The sequence below is a fragment of the Pseudomonas sp. TE3786 genome (assembly GCF_054057335.1).
Genome location: NZ_JBSRZF010000037.1, coordinates 1 through 18,542, shown reverse-complemented (window position 1 = coordinate 18,542; position 18,542 = coordinate 1). Strand labels below are relative to the sequence as shown.

The 18,542-nt window shown below is 61.5% G+C and carries 14 protein-coding genes; 3 read left to right on the top strand and 11 right to left on the bottom strand.

Annotated elements, in window-relative coordinates:
• Positions 1-214 precede the first annotated feature (214 nt).
• From ACVW0Y_RS23785 to ACVW0Y_RS23750, 8 genes are all read right to left on the bottom strand, one after another.
• Positions 215-1,561 carry a flavin monoamine oxidase family protein gene (locus tag ACVW0Y_RS23785; protein WP_457441858.1) on the bottom strand — a complete coding sequence of 449 codons (1,347 nt, stop codon included), beginning with the start codon at positions 1,559-1,561 and terminating at the stop codon, positions 215-217.
• 67 nt (positions 1,562-1,628) lie between these two features.
• Complete coding sequence (gene rimI / locus ACVW0Y_RS23780; protein ID WP_457441856.1) at positions 1,629-2,081, bottom strand: ribosomal protein S18-alanine N-acetyltransferase; 453 nt, start codon at positions 2,079-2,081, stop codon at positions 1,629-1,631.
• Positions 2,074-2,901 (bottom strand): energy transducer TonB, encoded by an 828-nt coding sequence (locus ACVW0Y_RS23775; protein WP_457441854.1) that lies wholly within the window; start codon positions 2,899-2,901, stop codon positions 2,074-2,076. The genes rimI and ACVW0Y_RS23775 overlap by 8 nt, the downstream gene beginning before the upstream one ends.
• 710 nt (positions 2,902-3,611) lie before the next feature.
• Positions 3,612-5,960: a DUF6160 family protein gene (locus tag ACVW0Y_RS23770; RefSeq protein WP_457441852.1), complete on the bottom strand. Its 2,349-nt coding sequence runs from the start codon at positions 5,958-5,960 to the stop codon at positions 3,612-3,614.
• Between the two features lie 10 nt (positions 5,961-5,970).
• Positions 5,971-6,588: a hypothetical protein gene (locus tag ACVW0Y_RS23765; RefSeq protein WP_457441850.1), complete on the bottom strand. Its 618-nt coding sequence runs from the start codon at positions 6,586-6,588 to the stop codon at positions 5,971-5,973.
• Complete coding sequence (locus ACVW0Y_RS23760) at positions 6,578-7,615, bottom strand: hypothetical protein (RefSeq protein WP_457441848.1); 1,038 nt, start codon at positions 7,613-7,615, stop codon at positions 6,578-6,580. The genes ACVW0Y_RS23765 and ACVW0Y_RS23760 overlap by 11 nt, the downstream gene beginning before the upstream one ends.
• A 1-nt stretch (position 7,616) precedes the next feature.
• On the bottom strand, positions 7,617-8,690 hold the full coding sequence (locus ACVW0Y_RS23755) for a DUF6160 family protein (RefSeq protein WP_457441846.1): 1,074 nt from the start codon (positions 8,688-8,690) through the stop codon (positions 7,617-7,619).
• A gap of 197 nt (positions 8,691-8,887) precedes the next feature.
• Positions 8,888-9,496, bottom strand: a complete 609-nt coding sequence (locus ACVW0Y_RS23750) for a hypothetical protein (RefSeq protein WP_108098402.1) — start codon at positions 9,494-9,496, stop codon at positions 8,888-8,890.
• 296 nt (positions 9,497-9,792) lie between these two features.
• On the opposite strand from ACVW0Y_RS23750, the gene mksB reads away from it, so the two are divergent.
• From mksB to mksF, 3 genes are read left to right on the top strand one after another with little or no spacing between them, the layout of a single operon-like run.
• On the top strand, positions 9,793-11,037 hold the full coding sequence (gene mksB / locus ACVW0Y_RS23745; protein ID WP_457441844.1) for an Mks condensin complex protein MksB: 1,245 nt from the start codon (positions 9,793-9,795) through the stop codon (positions 11,035-11,037).
• Between the two features lie 32 nt (positions 11,038-11,069).
• Positions 11,070-11,816 (top strand): Mks condensin complex protein MksE, encoded by a 747-nt coding sequence (mksE, locus tag ACVW0Y_RS23740; RefSeq protein ID WP_457441842.1) that lies wholly within the window; start codon positions 11,070-11,072, stop codon positions 11,814-11,816.
• Positions 11,813-14,635 carry an Mks condensin complex protein MksF gene (mksF, locus tag ACVW0Y_RS23735; RefSeq protein WP_457441840.1) on the top strand — a complete coding sequence of 941 codons (2,823 nt, stop codon included), beginning with the start codon at positions 11,813-11,815 and terminating at the stop codon, positions 14,633-14,635. Before mksE ends, mksF begins: the two co-directional genes overlap by 4 nt.
• 70 nt (positions 14,636-14,705) lie before the next feature.
• Here the strand turns inward: mksF and ACVW0Y_RS23730 are convergent, their stop codons facing one another.
• From ACVW0Y_RS23730 to ACVW0Y_RS23720, 3 genes are read right to left on the bottom strand one after another with little or no spacing between them, the layout of a single operon-like run.
• Positions 14,706-17,006 carry an MlaD family protein gene (locus tag ACVW0Y_RS23730; RefSeq protein ID WP_457441838.1) on the bottom strand — a complete coding sequence of 767 codons (2,301 nt, stop codon included), beginning with the start codon at positions 17,004-17,006 and terminating at the stop codon, positions 14,706-14,708.
• Positions 16,999-17,625, bottom strand: coding sequence for a paraquat-inducible protein A (locus ACVW0Y_RS23725; RefSeq protein ID WP_457441835.1), 627 nt, complete (start codon positions 17,623-17,625; stop codon positions 16,999-17,001). Before ACVW0Y_RS23725 ends, ACVW0Y_RS23730 begins: the two co-directional genes overlap by 8 nt.
• Positions 17,612-18,271, bottom strand: a complete 660-nt coding sequence (locus ACVW0Y_RS23720) for a paraquat-inducible protein A (RefSeq protein ID WP_457441833.1) — start codon at positions 18,269-18,271, stop codon at positions 17,612-17,614. The genes ACVW0Y_RS23725 and ACVW0Y_RS23720 overlap by 14 nt, the downstream gene beginning before the upstream one ends.
• Positions 18,272-18,542: the final 271 nt, after the last annotated feature.

Genomic DNA, 18,542 nt, shown 5'->3' with positions numbered 1-18,542 from the left:
GCCCGGGCCTCTTTGTCCGGGGGCGGCTCCGCCTTTTCCCTCTTATAAAATACTTTGGTTGGGGGCCCCTTTCACCCCCGCCGCGTGTGCCGGGCCCCCCCCCCCGCCCCCCCCCCCCCCCGCTACTACAGGGACTGCATAGACGCGCAGAGCGGCAGTATGGGCGACCACCGAAGCAGCCACAGCGACCGAACGCGCCGCCCCTTGTAGCCGATCAAGTCAGTGCCAGCACCTCGCCCGCTGCACGCTCGGCCGCCTGCACCGCGCCATCGAAATAGCCCATCCAGCGTGTCGCCGTTTCAGTACCGGCGAAATGCAGACGGCCTTGGGGCTCACGCAAACGCGCCGCGCCATTGCCCCACACACCCGGTGGAAACAGCGCGGCATAGCAGCCGCGGGCGAAGGGTTCGTCGGCCCAGCACTTATCCACATACTCCAGCGGCTGCAAAGCCTGCTCGCCATAGTAGCGGGCGAAACATTGCAGCACCTGTGCACGCCGCTCGGCCTCGCTGCGGGCGCTCCAATGGCGGGCTTCGTCGCCCTCGATAAAGCCCATCAGCACGCCTTTTGCCGAGCCTGGCACGCTGTTGTCGAAGGTCAGCCGCAGCGGCCCGACTTCGCTGGTGGCCTGGCCGGACAAACCGTGCTCGCGCCAGAACGGCCGCGCGTACAGTGCCATGCATTTGATCACCGCACCTTGCGGCAGGCGCTGCAGCAACTGATCGCGCCAACCCGGCAATAACGGCTCCTGGGTAATGCGCAACAGCAGGGTTGGCGGCACGGCAAAAATCACCCGCTTGGCGCGATGGCTACCCTGGTCGGTGATCAGCTCGACCTGCTCACTCGTCTGTTTCAGCGCTCGCACCGGCTGGGACAATTGCACAGCGCCATCCAGACGCAGCGCCAGTTCCTCGCAGATACGCTGCGAACCACCGACCACCCGATCCTGCTGCGCACCGTTGGCCACCCCGAGCAGGGTGTCGAGGTTGGTGCCGCTCTTGATATAGAACAGCACATGCAGAAACGACAGGTCGTGGGGCTTGGCGGCAAACACTGCGGCGCTGACCAGGTCGAACACCGTCCGTGCCTGGGCGGTTTTCACCTGGCGGCGAATCCATTCGGCGAAGGTCAGGCTGTCCCACAGCGGTGCCTGGGGATGGCGGCTGGGGTCGTCGAGGTCGATCTGCTGCGCCAGCCGGTCCAGTCGCCATTGCGCCTGGGCGATATCGAGCAGGACATGGGCAGCGAATTTGGGGATGGTGCCGCGATAGGGTTTTAGCCGCCCGCCAAACAGGGTCAGGTTGTTGCCCTGGTTCCAGGTCGGGAAGGTTTCCAGCTTGAGTTCATCGAGCAGGCCGAGAATCCGCTCCTGGGTGGGGCCGACCCACTGGCCGCCCACTTCGGCGACCTCGCCACTGGCGAACTGATGATTGAGGGTGCGGCCACCGACCCGGGCATTGGCCTCCAGCACGGTCACACGCTGGCCAGCCTGGGCCAGACGCCAGGCGGCGGTCAGCCCGGAAATGCCCGCCCCTACTACGATGACGTCGGTATCGCCCATGCCCCACTCCTTTTTTATGGTTATGGGGGCAGAGAGTACGTCAGTACCAGAAAATCGAAAACCAGGCTTAATCGAATAGGGTGCAGGCCATCACCAGCGCGTCTTCGCGTCCACCCGGAGCCGGGTAGTAATCGCGGCGACGGCCGATCTCGTTGAAGCCATAACGCTCGTACAGGCGGTAGGCCGAGAGGTTGCTGGCGCGCACTTCGAGGAAGCATTCTCCAGCCTTCAACTCCAGCGCACGCTGCATCAGGCGCTCCAACAGCACCAGGCCCAGACCACGGCCCTGGCTATGGGGCGCAACGGTGATATTGAGCAGATGGGCCTCGTCGATAATCACGCTGAGTACGGCGTGACCGACCTGGCGCTCGCCCTCGAACATCACCCAGCAGTCGTAACTGCTGAGGCCGTCATGAAACAGCTTGCGCGACCACGGGTGGCTAAAGGCTGCGCATTCGATCTGGACCACTTCATCGAGATCCGCCTCGGTCATCGGGCGGATGGTAACGGCGTCATTCATGCAGCGACTCGGCCCCCGAGGTTTGCCAGCGGCGCATCACCCGCTGCATGGCTTGCCAGAGCGGTGCCTTGCGTGCCGGTTCGTCCATCAACAGCTCCAGGCTCGGCATGGCCCAGGCTGCGCCCAGCCCTTCCACCTGCAACTCACGGTTATAAGCGGTTTCGTCAGCCTCACCGGCAAAGCGAATGGCCGGCAACCCGAGCAGCCAAATGCATTTGCAGTCGGGCTCCTGCTCCAGTTTGCTCATCAGTACGCCTTGCACGTACTCCAGCGCGGCCTGTGGGCCTTGGTCCATATTGCCTTTGGCCAGCAGCGGCCAGCGCACTGGCTCGCCGAGAATCTGCGGGCTGTCGGGCAGGCCGGCGGCGCGCAGCAGATCCTTGAGCAACAGATAGGCGGGGTCGCGGGAGGCGAAGGGTTCGCCGGTGGCCAACTCGGCCAGGATGACGCAGGAACCGGCGCGCAGCAGTTGCAGGCTGAAACGGGGTGGCGGTACGGCGGCCACTTTGGTTGGCGCAACGGGGGCTTCTTCATCGGCCACCACGGGCACAGGTTTGGCCTCGACCCGTGCGGTGGGGCGAGGGACTTCTATTTTTGGGCGTTCGGTAACGGCGGGAGCAATAGGCTCGACCACCGGTTGCGGGGCCGCGGCGGTTTGTTGCACTGGCGTGGCGGCAGTGACTAGCGGCTGTGGCTCGGGCTCAAGCGGTTCGAGCAATTCAGGACGCGACGGCGCGGCGAATGGCAGCGACACGCGGGGCAGCCAGTTGGCGACCTGCATGGCATTCAGATAAGCGCGACGGCGCAGTTCGGTGATCATTTGAGCTCCACACGCAGACCTTGGGTCTGGGTGATTGACGCGAGGAAGGCGGGGATTGTCGCCGGAAAGGGAGGTTAGGGGGAAGGGTCATGGGCGATGACTGCGCTTGCGCTTATCAGCGTTTGCGAGTTTCTCGGAGGTATTCGTTGCCGCGTGGGCTGGAAGATTGGTTTCGCGCCTTACGCGCGACCTACTTTTCCAGTCGCCGGAGTGCCGGCCACGAAAAAGTAGGCAAAACGCTTGCCCCAAATGGGGCGGGTAGATCAAAAGCGGTAGATCAAAAGCCAGATCAAGAGCTGCCCAACGTTTGCTTTTTATCTTCGTGCCTGGAACCCCGCCTACGCGGGGATGACGGAGGTTTTTGTCTCGACACCGTCATCCCCGCGCAGGTGGCGGTGCGACGATTCGGGATCCAGAATTTTGCAGACCCACGACATTCATTCTGCGAACAAAGAACATGCTTTTGCTTATGATCTTGCGCTTGTGATCCGGCTTGTGATCTACCCGCCACATGATCGCAGGCCGAGCGGAATCGTTGTTCTGGGGGTTGAGCGGCCGGGAGCCGCGAAAGCTGCGTTGGGCCAAGGTTGGGGCAAGACTTTTTGGTTTCTTTTGTGTCGCCTGACAAAAGAAACTCGCGCGTAAGGCGCGAAACCAAACACCCAGCACACGCGGTAAAGAAGACCACCGCAAAAACCTCGTGCCCCCTTTCAGTTAATCGGCGTAGCCGTCAAATTCGCCCGAATATCCGCATTCTGCGCCTTGATCCCATACATCGCCGTCACCGCCCCCCCAGTGGGATGCACATTCTGCAGCCGATCCACATTCACCTCTTTAAACGTAATCCGCCCATTCACCGCAAACCCCAACGGATCCGGCGTAACCGTGGTACCCGCATTAGCCCCACTCTTGATCTTCACCTTGGTCGGTGCCACATCCAGATTGAGGTCCGCATTCACCCCATACGTATTGGCATTGGGATTATTTGGATCACCGTCAGAGGTGGAGAAGTTGTCGATCACCAACTGCACCCCCGTGCCATTGCCCGCGGTACGGTTGGTTTCCCAGAGAATCTGGTTACGTTTCTCGTCAGTGGCCACGCCATTCACCGAGCTGTCCGCCGCGGTGTCACGCACAAACACGCTTTTCAGTTTTACCGATACGCCTTCGTTGCCACGATCTTCCCAGCGCCCACCCGCTGCACCGCAGGCACTGGCAGTGCCGCCAGATGCACCGACGCAGAGCGCTCCGGCACCGCCCGAGCTGAGGGCCAAAGTCGAGCCCTGCTCATAACGCTTGAGCATGATCCGGCCGAGGCTGGTGCCAGTGGCACGGTCACCCCAGCGCACGTCGCTGACGTCCAGTTTCGACCAGTAGGTGCCTTTGCGCAGTTCGACGCCGCCCTTCTCCCCCGCTGCGCCGCTGCTGATGTCCAGGGTGCCGTCGCGAAAGTGCATGTCGTAGCTGGTGCCGGACAGCCACAGGCCTTTGCCAGTTTCGTCGACGGTGATCGCCGCACGCGCTTCGGTGACGTAGAAGTCGGCGTTATAGCGCACCCCATCGCCGACGTTGCCCCCCGGCTGGATCGTCAGCTGGCCATTCATGGTGAAGTCGTAGGCGGGGAAGATTTCCATCAGCACCAGCAACTCGGTGCCGCCTTGCAGCGGTGCGCTGGCGCTACCGACGCGCAGGCCGTCGAAGCTGTAGCTGCCTTTGATATTGTTCAAGCCCAGGCGCAGACCGTCGAAATGGCCGTTGTAGTTACCCTTGCTCATATCGCTCTGGGTGCCTGAGTAGCAGCCGGTGCTGGCCCCGGCGGCGCAGCTTTTGGTTACGTCGAGGGTGACCTGGCCTGTACCGTTGGTGCGCAGGCCGCTGAACCACATGCTGTTGCCGTTATCGGTGAGCGATACCGAGCTGTTGACCATGTTCCAGCTGACGTCGGCAGTCACGCCTTTAAGGCCGGAGTTGGGGTCGCCGCCGGGGCGCAGTTTCAGCCAGTTCTGTTGGGCACCATCGTCGAGGAAGTTGAGGTCGATGCCCAGGCTGCCGAGTTTCTGGTTGCTGGCGTTGCCGATGATCAGGCCGCTGAGGGTGGCGTTCAGGCGCAGGTCGGGGAATTTCACTTGGGCGTAGTTGCCCACACCGTCACTGGCCAGATCCAGCGTCAGGCCGTTGGTGCTGCTCAGCACGCCGGCGAAGTTTTCGGCGCGCAGCACCCCTTCGTCCTGGTACTGGAACAGGCTGTTGCTGATGGTCAGGTTCGGCCGGATGCGAATGCCCTGGCCGCTGGCGCCACCACTGCCGATACTCAGGCTGCCGCCCAGACGCAGGTCGAGGTTGAGTTTGCCGAAGCTTTTGCTGGCATTGGGGTCGCGGGTGTCGGGGTTACCGGGGGTGACGGGCACGCCGGCTACCGGGTCGCTGTGGGCCAGGTCCAGGCTGATGCCGCCGATGCTGGCAACCAGCCGCGAGTTGCCCAGATCAAGCTTGACCTCTTTGCCGCTGCCGCCACTGACGATGTCCAGGTAGGCGGCGTTGAGGTAGGCGTCGAAGGACATGCCATTGACGATCAGGTCGTAGCCGTTGTCGCGGTAGTAAAAGGTCACGTCGGTGAGCGACAGCTTGCTGTCATCCAGACCGATACCGCTGACCCCACTGGCACCGCCGCCTTTGATTTTCAGGCTGGCACCAAGGGTGTAGAAGGCGCGGAAGCTGCCGAAGCTATTGCTGCTGCCGGCCATTTCCACGTTGTTTACTGCTAGCACTTGCGGGCTGGCTTTGTGTTCCACCACCAGTTGGTTGCCGACCACGTCGATCTTGGTGGTGGAGGTGGAGGTGCTGCCGCTGGCCGGACGGTTGCTGACGTCTTTCAGCGCCACAGTTTTGCCGTCTTCGCTATAGCTGACGTTGCTGGCCGACCAGCCGCCGCCGCTGATTTCCATACTGATGCCGGACTGGCCATTGACGCTGGCCAGGCTGTCGTCGTCCAGCGCCTGCATGGCATGGCTTGGCAGGCTTAGACAGAGCAGCGGCACCAAGAGCAATTTTCTGTCCATCCGCTACCCCTCAGTTTTTAGGAAAGACCAGCACGTTGCCTTGCATACGAATGCTGCCGTCGATCTTCGCCGAGAAAATATTGGTCTGTTGGTAGGTGGCGTCACCGCCATTGGCGGCGCTGCCGGCCTTATTGCGCCAGCCGCCCTGGTTGGCCACGGCGAAGGTGAAGCGCGCGTCCTGGAATTTCATTTCGTTGGGCAGGCCGAACTCCAGGCTGTCCTGACCAAACGTGGCACCATCGCCATTGAAGCCGTTGTCGATAAAGCGTGTACGCAGGGTCAGGCCATCGAAGCTGAAGATGCCTTTCATATTGTCCAGCACGTACCAGCCGCCGGCCGCTTCGGCGCGAATGGCCAGGCGCATGCCGCAGTCTTCTGGCGAGCTGGAACCGAGAGTGGCGCAGCTGCGCTGGGTGGCGGTCCAGGTGCTGGCGGTGTTGCTGCTGGGGGTGGTCCACAACACGCCGCCGTTTTTGTTGATGCTGAAGTCGCCGGACAGGTACACCCCGCCCTGGCCGCTGGTGGCGCTCAAGGCGTCGTCGGCCATCGGCTGCATCTCGCTGCGGGCCAGCGCCGGCACCAGTAACGCCAGCCACAGGAACAACCACTCGATGCGTCTAAAGGTCATGGCTGGTCACCTTCAGGTAGTTGATGCTCAGGCCTTCCAGGGCGTTGTAGCCGAAGTTGTAGCCGCCGGTTGCGTAGTTGCCGCTGCCGACCTTGAGGTTGTCGATGATGATGTTGGTGCGCGGCGCGTTGGCGTAGAAGTCCGCGGCCAGGGTGTTGCGTTGCGCCGTCGTGGTGCCGCCCGCCGTGGGGTTGGGCAGCTCCAGCACGAATTGGCCATTGCTGTTGACGTCGAACAGCAGCGGCTGGGTTTTGCCGTAGCCCAGGGAAATATTGGCGAAGGTGTTGCTCAGGGTGATGGTGCGCGCTTCCTGTTCGGCGGCGCTGCTGCAGTTGCTGGTACCGGCGGCGCAGGACATCACGGTAAGGCTCTTGGCATACAGGTTCAGGCGCATTTCACCGACCAGCTGGCTGCGCGTGTTATCGCCCCACAAGCGCAGGTAAGAGCCGTCCATGGCCAGCTCGGCGATGTCGACGTTGAGAATATCGGTGCGCCCGGCGGCCACCTGGAAATCGAAGCGGATGCCTAAGTCGGCCTTCTCGCTGGCGCGGCTGGAGCAGTTGCTGCCGGCGGCGGCATAACCGGAAATACAGGCCTGCCCGGCCGCCCCGGTGAGGCGTTCGGGAAAGGTCAGCGCCAGTACCGCCACGTTGCTCGGCGTGGTCTGCACCCATACCCCGTCATCGCGCAGGGTGCGCAGGTTTTCGCCTTTGTTCAGGTCCAGGGTGAAGGGCGAACTGAGGCGGCCGATGGTCACCGGATTGAGGTTAGTGCCCTTGTTGCTGCCGCTGGCCCCCAGGTAGAACTCCTTCACCGAGATCGGCACGTTCTGACCGCTGCCGTTGGTGATGTCGTTGATGGTGATGGTGGAGTTGTTGGCATCCAGCAGGATGTTCTCCAGCACAAAGCCGAAGCCTGCGCCCTGCACCACCGACAGTTCCTGATCATCCAGGGCCTGCATCTCGGCCCTGGCCAGGCTGCTGACACTGAACAAGGCCAGCGCGACAAACCGCAGCGAGGCATTCATCTCAGCACCCTGAGGTCGCGGTGCCCAGGCAGGTGTCCTGCCGGGGGATGCCGTTAAAGGCCTGGTTGAAGTCGATGTTGATCGGCGAAACCATATTGCCGTTAGCGTCTTTGTACTTGGGCATGTTCATGAACGCGCCTTTCAGGGCGGTCATAAAGCTGTTGCTGTCCAGGTCGCGCCAGGCCACATCCTTGGTCTGCAGGGAGATAAAGAAGCCCTTGGTCGCACCCTCGATGGCCGCGGTATTGGCCTGATCGGCAACGGCCATATTGCCAACCGGCAGCGACTTGAATTGGGCCAGGTTGAAACAGGTCTGGATGCCCAGCAAGGCGCAGCCATCGGACTTGATGATGCCCAGCGCAGCGTCGGTGAGAATCGGCAGGCAACCGCTGGTGCAGGTCAGGCCGTCGCCGTTCTTGATCCCGGCCTGGGTACCGCGAATCGGATCGGTGGCACCGCTGCTATTGACCAGCTGCGCATCGGCTTCGAGCACGCTGCTGGTATAGATGCCGCCAATCCCCAGCACCAGTTTCTGGCCGACGTTGGCCACATCGTAAATCGCCTGGCCAGTACCTTTGATATGCACCGGAACGTTGCCGGTCAGGCTGGCGATATCTCCGGACAGGGTGCCTTTGGCCTCACCAAAGCCAATGCGCACGCCGACCACCTTATTGCCCTCGTAGGCCAGCTCGATAAAGGGGTTGGCGATTTTGAAGGCGTTGATGCTGTCGTCGGCATTCACGGTGCCGAGGGCGAAGTTGTTGATCAGGATATCGGAAGAGCCCGCCACTTCACCCGGCCGCGTGGTGCTGTCGTTGTACTGGCCGAGCTGGAGCTTTTTCATATTCAGCTGGGTGTCGAGATTGACCCCCAGGTTGACTCGCGTGTAGTTGATGCCGGCATTGGCGTCGGTGGTCAGGTTGATAAAGGCCTGACCGGTGACATTCGACAACTCGCTATCGGCCAGCGCTTCCAGCTTGGCGTGGGCAGGGCCGGCCAATAGAACGCTGGTGAGCAGCGAGCAGGTCAGGAACGAGCGGCAACCAAGTGCGGCAAGGCTACGGGGCGAGCGCATGGTGATGTCCTTATTCTTATTGTGGCCGGGTCCACCAGGCGCTAAGGCGCAGGGTGAATCCACGGCATCACTATAAGAAGCTCGGCAGCAACCGAGGCCCGACCCATAGTCGAGTTTGCAGCGGGGAAGTTGAACGTGGGGCTGGGCGACTGTTACGCAAAATCACACTGGCGTAACGCCACCCTGGCAGCAGAAGGTCAATGCTGGCGGAACAAGGCGATCAGGTGATCGGCAATCGCGCCCTTGATGGCATCGACACTGAGCTTGGAGCTATTGCCCAGCTTGGCCGGATTGATGCGGTGCAGGTGCAGGGAGGGCATACGCGCTTCGTACTCACGCAGATCGCCCTTGATCAGCACCGGCAGAAAACTTTCGCCCTTGGCCTGATAGCGCTGGATCAGCAGCTTGAGACCTTCCTGAAACGGCAACTCCTTGGACGCCACCAGACGATGCTCGCCAGGAATCTTCAGGTACAGGCCGCTATACCCCATGGTTTCGCCGGGCAGGATATGGATGCCGGTGGGCTCCACGGCGTCGGCGGGGATATCGTTGAAGGTGTCGTGCCAGGCCTGTTCATCCGGGAGGATGGTGATACTGCCCTCCTCCGCTTCCGGCACCACAAAGCTGTAGTTGCTATAGAGCTTTTCGACGTAGCTGGAATAGATGCACAGGCGGTTTTCGAAACGCTGCAAAAAGGCCACTGCTTCACGGCGGTCGGTGATCGCGTCCAGGTCCCAGTCGAGGTCGCTTTGGCGTTCCAACTCGTCCCAGCGGGCTTGGGCGTAAGCGGCAGTGTTGGCGGACATGGGCGTTCCAGAAAGTGCAGTAGGCAACCCTATCGCAGAAAACATGCCAAGGGATTCAAGCACTTGAATCGTGGGCTGGGGTAGGTAACAGGGTTGAAACAAAGGTTCGTGGGGGGGCGCTAAGTGCCGTAATTGGTCACTTTTGTTGGGGGGCTGTGGCGCACGCGCCATGGACGGCCGACCTGGTCTCCAGAGAGACCCCTGTCATCCTTTGATCACCTGAGAATGAAGCCCCCCACCCCTCATGCAGTACAATCGCGACCTTTGCCCAGCCCCATTTCAAAAAACGAGTGCACATGATCGAGCCCAAGCGCGTATTGCGCGCCCTCGCTGAACACTGGACGTTACTCGAACCGCTCTGTGAGCGCTTCGACCAAGGCACCATGAGCCTGATCGAACTGCGCGCGCAGTTGGCCGTGCAACTGGTGGAAAGCACGCCCGCCGATATCACCAGCCTGCTGGATACCTGGATCCGTCTGGATATTCTGGTGCCGGTGGCCAAGAGCCCGAACCGCTTCGAGCTCAATGCGCAGATCCACGACTTCCTCGCCTACCTGCGCCGCGAACACCGCCTGGGCCTGTGCCTGGAGATCGAAGCCTATCTGCGCCACCTCGAACGCCTGGCCGGCTATATCCAGGACGCGTTCGAGATCCGCGACGCCAGCGACCTGGCCCGCCAGCTGCGGCTGCTGGATATGCGCGTGCGCGATGTACTGAAAAAGCTCGCCAATGACGAGCAGGCGCTGGTCGGTGTGGCCGATCGGGCCAAGACCAGCGACCGGCAGATTCCGCTGCGCCAGCGCTATGCCGAAGTGCTGGCAACCTGGGACGAGTACGTCGAGCCGATGATCCAGTTGGTCAACGCCGACGGTGCCTTCGAGCAGGGCGTGCGCCGCGTCGAGCAGGTGCTGTTGAAGCTGCTCAGTGAGCAGCATCGCCTGGGCCAACTGGTCGACGATGACCTGCTGCTGCGTACCCACGCACGTATTCTGGAAATGCAGACCACCGCCCAACTGACCCTGCGCCGCGCCCGCGAGCTGTTGCTGCCGCTGCGTGAAGAAGCGCGTCGGCACAACGCGGTGACCCGTGGCGCGGCCCTGGCTTTGTCGGCGATCCGCCGCAAAGGGCTGGACGCGGTGCCGCAAGCCGCCCTGCCGCTGTTCACCCGGCCGCAGAGCACCTTTCTCGGCAGTACCAGCCAGGTCGAGTCCTATGTCTACGCCCTGGCCCGCTTTGAACCCAAACCCACGCAGTTCCCCAAGGCCAGTGGCACCCGCAAGGGTGGCGATGCGCCCCAGGCGCCGCGTACCGCACGGGAAATGCTCGAACGCTGCCAGAGCGCCCTGCCGATGCCCGACCTGATGGTCTGGCTGCTGGAGCAAGAGCCGACCGGTGCCACCGACGAGCTGTTGTATTGGTTCTCGCGCCTGTCCCGCGACGGCCGCTTTCAGCGCGAACGCCTGGAGCGCCGCGATTACCACACCGCCGAGCATCAGGTCAGCCTGTGCTCCTTCGCCTTGGAGGCCAGCAAACATGCCTGAGCCCGTAGCCGACTTTTTAAAGAAGCCTGTGTATGAATATTGACCTGTCCGAACTGAGCCAACTGGCGCCGATCTTTCGCGAGTTGTTCAAGGGTTACCACGTCAGCCACCGCGACGCCGAGCTGTACAGCCAGCTGTCCAACCAGCAGGACGCCTACCGTGCGCTATTCCGCGCGCTGGGCTTTGAGCTGGTGTGCGATAGCCGCGGTTTCTACTACTTCGTGCCCGAGCAGATGGGCGCTCAGGTGAACAAGACCGCCCAGCGTCTGGCGCTATTTACCTTCATTCTGGTGGAGCACCTCGCCGACCAGGGTCGCGACCCGCTGGCCGTGCTGGACGGCGGCAGCCTGGGTCGCGATGAGCTGCCACCGTTGCTGGAGAAATACCGCGACCTGTTCTTGCAGGCCGAGGTCACCACCCAGGAAGAGCTGGAAGAAAAGATCATGCGCCGTATGACTCAGCTGGGTTTTGCCAGTGAAGACAACGGCATCTACCGCTTCCTGCCACCGATGCACCGCTTCCTCGATGTCTGCCTGTCGGTGCAGCAGGACCGCGACCTGGCCGCCAGCCTGCACAGCGTGCTGCCACTGCCGACCCCGGCCTTGGTGAACGAGGACAGTGGCGACGAGATTCTGCTGATCGACAACCACGAGGATGACGACATCCCGCTGCTGCCGACCGCTGCCACGCCACAGCCTGTGGCGGCAGAAGAAAGCGAAGAACAGGCCCTGGCTCGCGCCATGGCTGAAGAGCGTGCCAATCAGGAGATCGATGCATGAGCCAGGAACGCTACGGTATCCGCCGCTTTGCCTTGCTGAACACCGCCGGTTACAGCCTGGGCCTGTTCCCGCTGGAGCAGCCGCTGTCGGTGTATGGTGCCAACAACCTGGGCAAGAGCGCCTCGATCAACGCCCTGCAGTTTCCAATTCTGGCGCGCATGTCGGACATGAGCTTCGGCAAGTACAGCCTGGAAGCCTCGCGCAAGTTCTACTTTGCCAGCGACACCAGCTACATCCTCGTCGAAGTGTCCCTGCCCCATGGCCCGCACGTGATCGGCGTGGCCGGCCGTGGCCCGGGTGGCGGTTTCGGTCACCAGTTCTTCGCCTATGCCGGTGAACTGCATCTGGAGCACTACCAGAAGAACGGCACCTGCCTGCGCCAGCGCGAGCTGTTTGCCAACCTCGAACGCGAGAACATCAAGGCTTACGAGCTCAAGCCCGAAGAACTGCGGCGCTTGCTGGTGGGCGGGCACACCTCCATCCCGCTGGACCTGACCCTGATTCCGCTGCGTTCCACCAGCGAGCAGAGCCTGAAGACCTTCCGCGCGCTGTTTATCAACCTGCTGCATATGCGCGAAATTACCGCCGCCAAGCTCAAGCAACTGTTCCTCGATGCCTTCGAACACAGCCTGCGTTCGGGTAGCGTCGATTACATAGCGGCGTGTGAAGAAGCCTTCCGCGATGTACGGCGTATGGAAGCCGACTACCAATCGCTGGTCGCTGCCGGGCCATTGGTTGAAGCACTGAGCGCCGGCGTGGCCCAACGCGAAGTGCTGCGCGGCAAGCTGCACCGTATTTCGCCGCTGCTCGACTCGTTGCTCGGCGCTTGGCAGGACTATTCCGGTGCCCGCCGCGAAGAGCTGGTGATTCAAGCCGAGCACTACCGTGGCGAGCAGGACGGCCTGCAACAGAACCAGCGCTGCGGCACCCAGGAGCTGATGCGCCTGGAGCGCGAGATCAGCGAGATTCAGCGCTGGCTCGGCGAGTTCGGCGTGCTCAAGCAGCGCTTCGCCCTGGTCGATAACGCCCATGTGCTCGAACAGCAACTGCTGGCCGCCAAAGACGCCCACGATGAACTGGCCGGTGCCCTGGCGCAGTCGCGGCAGTTCTCCAGCGAAGACCTGGATGAACGTCTGCGTGATCTGGAAAAACGCCTGAAGTCGGTACGTCAGCAACTCGAACATGCCGACAACAACAGCTACGCCCGCCTGCGTGAAGAGTTCAGCCAGCAGGATGTCGAGCGCCTGATGCGTCTGTTCAATGGCGCGCTGTTCAGCCTGCCATTGGGTGAGCACGGCATTGGCCTGGATGAAGACGGCCAGTGGGTGAAGTCGCTGGAAGTGATACTCGACGGCTTCAAGGCCGAGCGCTTTGAAGTGCCGGGGCTGAGCATCGACCTCAGCCATATCGAGCCCCCTGCCCTGCAGGCCCTGGCCGACCGTGCCGCGTTGCGCGATCAGAAAGAACGCTTGGAAAAAGAGCTGAAACAGCTCAAGACCCAGCAGAGCGTGGCCGCCGACCGTGCTGCCAGCAAGGCCCAGGCCGAAGCCCTGTACAACCAGGTGCTGGATGCGCAGAAAGCCTTGGAAGACTTCCGCCGCAGCCAGACCCTGGCCGTGGAAGAACCCGGCAAGCTGGAACAGCTGGCCCAGGCCGAAGCGGCCCAGGACGATCTCAAGCGCGCCAGTGATGCGTTTACCGAGCGGGTTCAGCAGTTGTCGGCCAAGTTGCAATTGGTCGGTCGCCAACTGGCCGATCTGGAAGCCAAGGAACGCACCCTGGAAGACGCCCTGCGTCGCCGTCAGTTGCTACCGGCCAATCTGCCGTTCGGCACGCCGTTTATGGAGCCGGTGGACGACTCGCTGGACAACCTGCTGCCGCTGCTCAATGACTACCAGGACGCCTGGCAGAGCCTGCAGCGCATCGACGGGCAGATCGATGCGCTGTATGCGCAGATCCGTCTCAAGGGCGTGGCCAAGTTCGACAGTGAGGACGATGTCGAGCGCCGCCTGCACCTGCTGGTCAACGCCTATGCCCACCGTCAGGACGAAGCCCTGACCCTGGCCAAGGCCCGTCGCGCGGCAGTGACCGATATCGCCCGGACCCTGCGCAATATCCGCAGCGACTACGACAACCTGGAACACCAGCTGGCGTTGTTCAACCGCGAGATCAACCGACGCCAGGTCTCCAACCTGGAAAGCTTCCGCATCGTGCTGGCACCGAACAAGGATGCGCTCAAGCATATCGACCAGATCATCCACAGCGCCGGCCAGTACGAGGAAGGCGAAACCCTGTCGGTGTTCGACCTCAATCAGTCGGCCGATCAAGATGTGCGCAACGAGGAAGCCAAGGAATACCTGGCCCGCCTGGTAGCCGCCAACCATAACCAGTTGGGACTCAAGGATCTGTTCGAGCTGGCATTCGAGATCACCAAGGTCGGCGGTCAACCGATCGTGCACACCGACATCGACGGCGCGGCTTCCAACGGCACCACCATGACCATCAAGGCGCTGACCAATATGTACCTGTTGCTGCACCTGATGGATCGCGAACAAGCCGGCAAGGTACGCCTGCCGTACTACCTGGACGAAGCGGCGGACATCGACGAACGCAACCAGCAGGCATTGATCGAAACCAGCCTGCAGTTGGGCTTTGTGCCGATTCTGGCCAGCGTTAAACCGCAGGTGAGCGCCCATATCGCCATCGACCTGGAGGGCGGCAGCGGACCGAACGGCATCTATATCGATGAGGCGGATTGGAAGTACATTCGTCGGCATGAGCCGGTAGTCAAAACCGCGCCGGAGGTAGAGCCGGCGTGACGGCCACTGGAGGCTGAAGCCTCGATGCTTTTGCCAGATGCAAAAAGGGCCGCTATTGCGGCCCTTTTGCTTATTTACCCAACTGAATCTTCGGCGACCACTTCAGCCACTCATCATTGGCTTCTTCGTTGAGCACAAAGGTCTGCCCAGGCTTCACCTGATTGCCCAGTTGCTCGCCATCCGGAGTGGCGAAAGCGATACCGCCTTGCAACAACGACTCCACCGACTCCGTGCGCACCTTGGCACCCTTGAACAGGCTCCAGTCCACGGAGAAACCGCTGACGCTCCAGAACCGGCTGCCACTGCGAACCAGCGGAGCGAAGCGCGGTTCGATCAGCACGCTGATCAACACCCGGTCGGCCGTGGCCCCCAACTCGACGCCCGTGACTTTCCCCACCGCGATTTCGCGGTAAGTAACCGGTACATCTACCTTGATCGAGCCGCGCCGCGGTGCACTGAGGACCAGCTTCAGACCGTTTTCCTGGGTCGCCAGAACCGGCGGCTCACTCAGCGCGACGAACTGGCTCTGCGGCGCGGTGGCCTTGGCAGCGGGCTCTACCTGTAAGTACTGACCGCTGACCAAGGTGTCGAGGTTAGCCGTGCGGATCAGCCCGAGCTCCGGTTTCACCACCCAGAACCGCGAGCCGACGCGGGCGACTTTATCGGCACTTTCGGTGATACGCGCGGTGAGCAGCACGGCTTGCAGATCGTCGGTGAGTGACACGGTTTCGACCTTGCCCAGGTCGATGCCTTTGTAGCGAATCGGCGTGCCGGGCTTCAAGCCATCACCCGAGTCGACGCGAATATTGATCACCGTGCCCTTCTGCAACGCGCTTTCGCGATCGACGTGTAACGTGAAACGCTGCACGCGTTTGGTGGGCGCGGCTTTCGGGTCTGGGGTTTCAAAGCTGATGCCACCGGCCAGGAGGGTTTGCAGCGACTCGCTTTTCACCGTGATACCGGACAAACCGCCGCTCAAGGTGATACCGCTGGCATTCCAGAAGCGCGTGGAGTTGTTCACCAGGTTGGCGTACTCCGGCTCGATATGCACACCAATGGCCACGCGCTTGCGGTCGCGGGCCAGCTGGTAACTCTGCACGGTGCCGACTTTGATCTGCTTGTAGAGCACCGGGCTGCCGACTTCAATCGAGCCCAGCACCTCGCTAAAGAGCACCAGGTGCAGCCCGGGGGCGCTGAGGTCCAGCGGTGGCGGTTTCAGCCGGGCCACGAAGTCCCGCGCCGGCGGATTGCCTTTCTCGCCGGGGCGTACGGCGATGTAGTTACCTTTGACCAAGGCTTCGATGCCAGTAATACCGGCCAGGGAGATCACCGGTTTGACCACCCAGAACTCGGTGCCTTCCACCAGGTAGTCTTCACCGCGAGGGTCAAGGGCCAGCTCGGCCGATGCGGTGGCCAGGTCTTCATTCATCTTCAGGGCTTTCAGGGTGCCCACCTGGATGCCCTTGTACATCACCGGCGTACGACCGGCCTGCAGGCCTTCGAAGTCGGCCAGTTTGACGTTGACCCTGATCCCTACCTGGGCAGCGTCGAAGTCTTCGTATAGGCGGAAAGGCTGAGTGGGATCGGTGGGCGGGCTGTCTTTGCGATGCTCTGGCGTGGCGAAGGCGATACCGCCCGCCACTACGCTGGCCAACGACTCGGTGCGCAGTTTGAAGCCCGACAGGTCTGCATTGACCGTGACCCCACTGGCGTTCCAGAAGCGCGTATGTTTACGCACCAGTTGCGCGTATTGCGGCTCGATAAATACCTTCACTTCGACGGTGGTCTGGTCGGCGGCAAGGCTGTAGCTCTTTACTACGCCGACCTGGATTTGCCTGTAGAACACCGGACTGTCGCGATTCAGCGACCCCAAGCGCTCGGCCTTGAGGGTAAGGTGCAGGCCGGGCACCGAGTCGGCAATCGGCGGCACTTCTTCCAGCGCGTTGAACTTGCGTTCGGGCTCGCCATCCCCAGGCGCAGCGGTGATGTAGTTGCCGGACACCAGGGTCTCCAGGCCAGTGACGCCCGCCAGGCTGACGCTCGGCTTGACCAGCCAGAAACGCGTGTTTTTGCGCAGGTACTGCTCCACTTCCTTGTTCATCTCCACGGTGGCGATCACGCCCCGCTTGGCACCGGTGTCATCCAGGGTGAGGTTTTTCACCTTACCCACCGGCATGCCTTTGAAGATCACTTCGGTCTTGCCCGCCTGAATGCCATCGCCGGAGGCAAAGATGATCTGAATATCAATGCCCGCCTGATCGTAAGCGCGCCAGGCCAGCCAACCACCAATAAGCAGGGCGATCAGCGGCAGCACCCAAATGGCTGACCAGTTGGAAGCCGGGCGGATTTTGGCTTTGGGCAGATCATTCATTGTCATCGTCATCCGTTTCCGTATTGTCCCAGAGCAAGCGCGGGTCGAAGGTTAGCGCAGCCAGCATGGTCAGAATCACCACGCTGGCAAAAGCGGCGGCACCATAACCAGGCTCGATACTGGCCAGACTGCCAAAGTTGACCAAGGCCACCAGGATGGCGATGACGAACACATCCAGCATCGACCAGCGGCCTATCCATTCAATAAAGCGGTACATGATGATCCGCTGGCGCGGCGACATCGGCAGCCGACGCTGCACCGAGTACAGCAGCAAACCGATACCCACCAGTTTGAACGTAGGTACCAGAATACTGGCGACGAATACCACCACGGCAATCGGCACCATGCCGAACTGCACCAAGGCGATAACGCCGGACATGATGGTGTCTGGCTCACCTCTGCCGAGGGAGCTGACCGTCATGATCGGCAGCAGGTTGGCCGGAATATAGAGAACCGCAGAGGTCAGCAGCAACGCCCAGGTGCGCGTAAGGCTATCAGGCTTTCGCGCGTGAACGGTCCCACCACAACGGCTGCAGTACTGCGCGTGGCTGTCCGGTTCTTCGTGATTAAGTTGATGACATTCGTGGCACACCAGAATGCCTGCATCAATCGCCCGCATGGTCATCCTCTCCCGATAAGGCTTCCCAGATCTTGTGTGGGGTCATCGTCACTTCCAGCCAGACCTGAATCAACAGCAACGCCACGAAACAGCCCAAGCCCAGCCCCAGGGAAACTTCCGCCAGACCGATCAGTTTGACGATGGAAACCAGCGTGCCCATCAGATACACCTCAAGCATGCCCCATTCACGCAGGTGGTGATAAATGCGGTACAGCAGCAGGCCATAGCTGCGCCCGATCTTCAGTTGAACGCTGAGCAGCACCAGAAATTGGCAGAGCAGTTTGAGTAACGGCACCGCCATGCTGCAAAGGAATACCACCACGGCTACGCCCTGCATGCCTGACCCGTAGAGCGCCACAACACCGCTCCAGACGGTGTCGGTGGAGTTCTGACCGAGGAGGCTGAGTTCCATGATGGGTAGAAAGTTCGCTGGGAAGTACAACAACAGCGCCGCGATCACCAAGGCCATGCTGCGCTTCACTACCTTGGGGCGGGCGCGATACAACTCATAACCACAGCGCGGGCACTGGGCGCTTTCGCCGACTTGCAGCTTGGGCTTGAGCATCAGCAAATCGCACTCATGGCAGGCAGTAAGCGCCTCCAATGGCATCTCGGACAGTTCACCAGCATCTGCAAGATCAGACATGGAAAAAGCTCTAGAGGGTTTTGCCTACAGGGTAAACGAACAGACGCGCAGTTACCGGCTCTCTGCTGGCAATCCTAGACGCATTGAAGGGTAATGTACCTGTCTGGCGTTATTTCTTTTCGTTCTGGGCGCTGGCTTAGCGAGCAGAGAGCTGCGCTTTAAAGTGTGCCGGCGCTAACTTTTTCGCGGACAAAAACAAACCCCCTACCCGTTTTCACGGATAGGGGGTTTGGAATTTAAGCTTGACGATGACCTACTCTCACATGGGGAA

Bases quoted from the DNA above. Each gene is read 5' to 3' on its own strand.
- ACVW0Y_RS23785 (WP_457441858.1), bottom strand. From the start codon at position 1,561: ATGGGCGATACCGACGTCATCGTAGTAGGGGCGGGCATTTCCGGGCTG.
- rimI (WP_457441856.1), bottom strand. From the start codon at position 2,081: ATGAATGACGCCGTTACCATCCGCCCGATGACCGAGGCGGATCTCGAT.
- ACVW0Y_RS23775 (WP_457441854.1), bottom strand. From the start codon at position 2,901: ATGATCACCGAACTGCGCCGTCGCGCTTATCTGAATGCCATGCAGGTC.
- ACVW0Y_RS23770 (WP_457441852.1), bottom strand. From the start codon at position 5,960: ATGGACAGAAAATTGCTCTTGGTGCCGCTGCTCTGTCTAAGCCTGCCA.
- ACVW0Y_RS23765 (WP_457441850.1), bottom strand. From the start codon at position 6,588: ATGACCTTTAGACGCATCGAGTGGTTGTTCCTGTGGCTGGCGTTACTG.
- ACVW0Y_RS23760 (WP_457441848.1), bottom strand. From the start codon at position 7,615: ATGAATGCCTCGCTGCGGTTTGTCGCGCTGGCCTTGTTCAGTGTCAGC.
- ACVW0Y_RS23755 (WP_457441846.1), bottom strand. From the start codon at position 8,690: ATGCGCTCGCCCCGTAGCCTTGCCGCACTTGGTTGCCGCTCGTTCCTG.
- ACVW0Y_RS23750 (WP_108098402.1), bottom strand. From the start codon at position 9,496: ATGTCCGCCAACACTGCCGCTTACGCCCAAGCCCGCTGGGACGAGTTG.
- mksB (WP_457441844.1), top strand. From the start codon at position 9,793: ATGATCGAGCCCAAGCGCGTATTGCGCGCCCTCGCTGAACACTGGACG.
- mksE (WP_457441842.1), top strand. From the start codon at position 11,070: ATGAATATTGACCTGTCCGAACTGAGCCAACTGGCGCCGATCTTTCGC.
- mksF (WP_457441840.1), top strand. From the start codon at position 11,813: ATGAGCCAGGAACGCTACGGTATCCGCCGCTTTGCCTTGCTGAACACC.
- ACVW0Y_RS23730 (WP_457441838.1), bottom strand. From the start codon at position 17,006: ATGAATGATCTGCCCAAAGCCAAAATCCGCCCGGCTTCCAACTGGTCA.
- ACVW0Y_RS23725 (WP_457441835.1), bottom strand. From the start codon at position 17,625: ATGCGGGCGATTGATGCAGGCATTCTGGTGTGCCACGAATGTCATCAA.
- ACVW0Y_RS23720 (WP_457441833.1), bottom strand. From the start codon at position 18,271: ATGTCTGATCTTGCAGATGCTGGTGAACTGTCCGAGATGCCATTGGAG.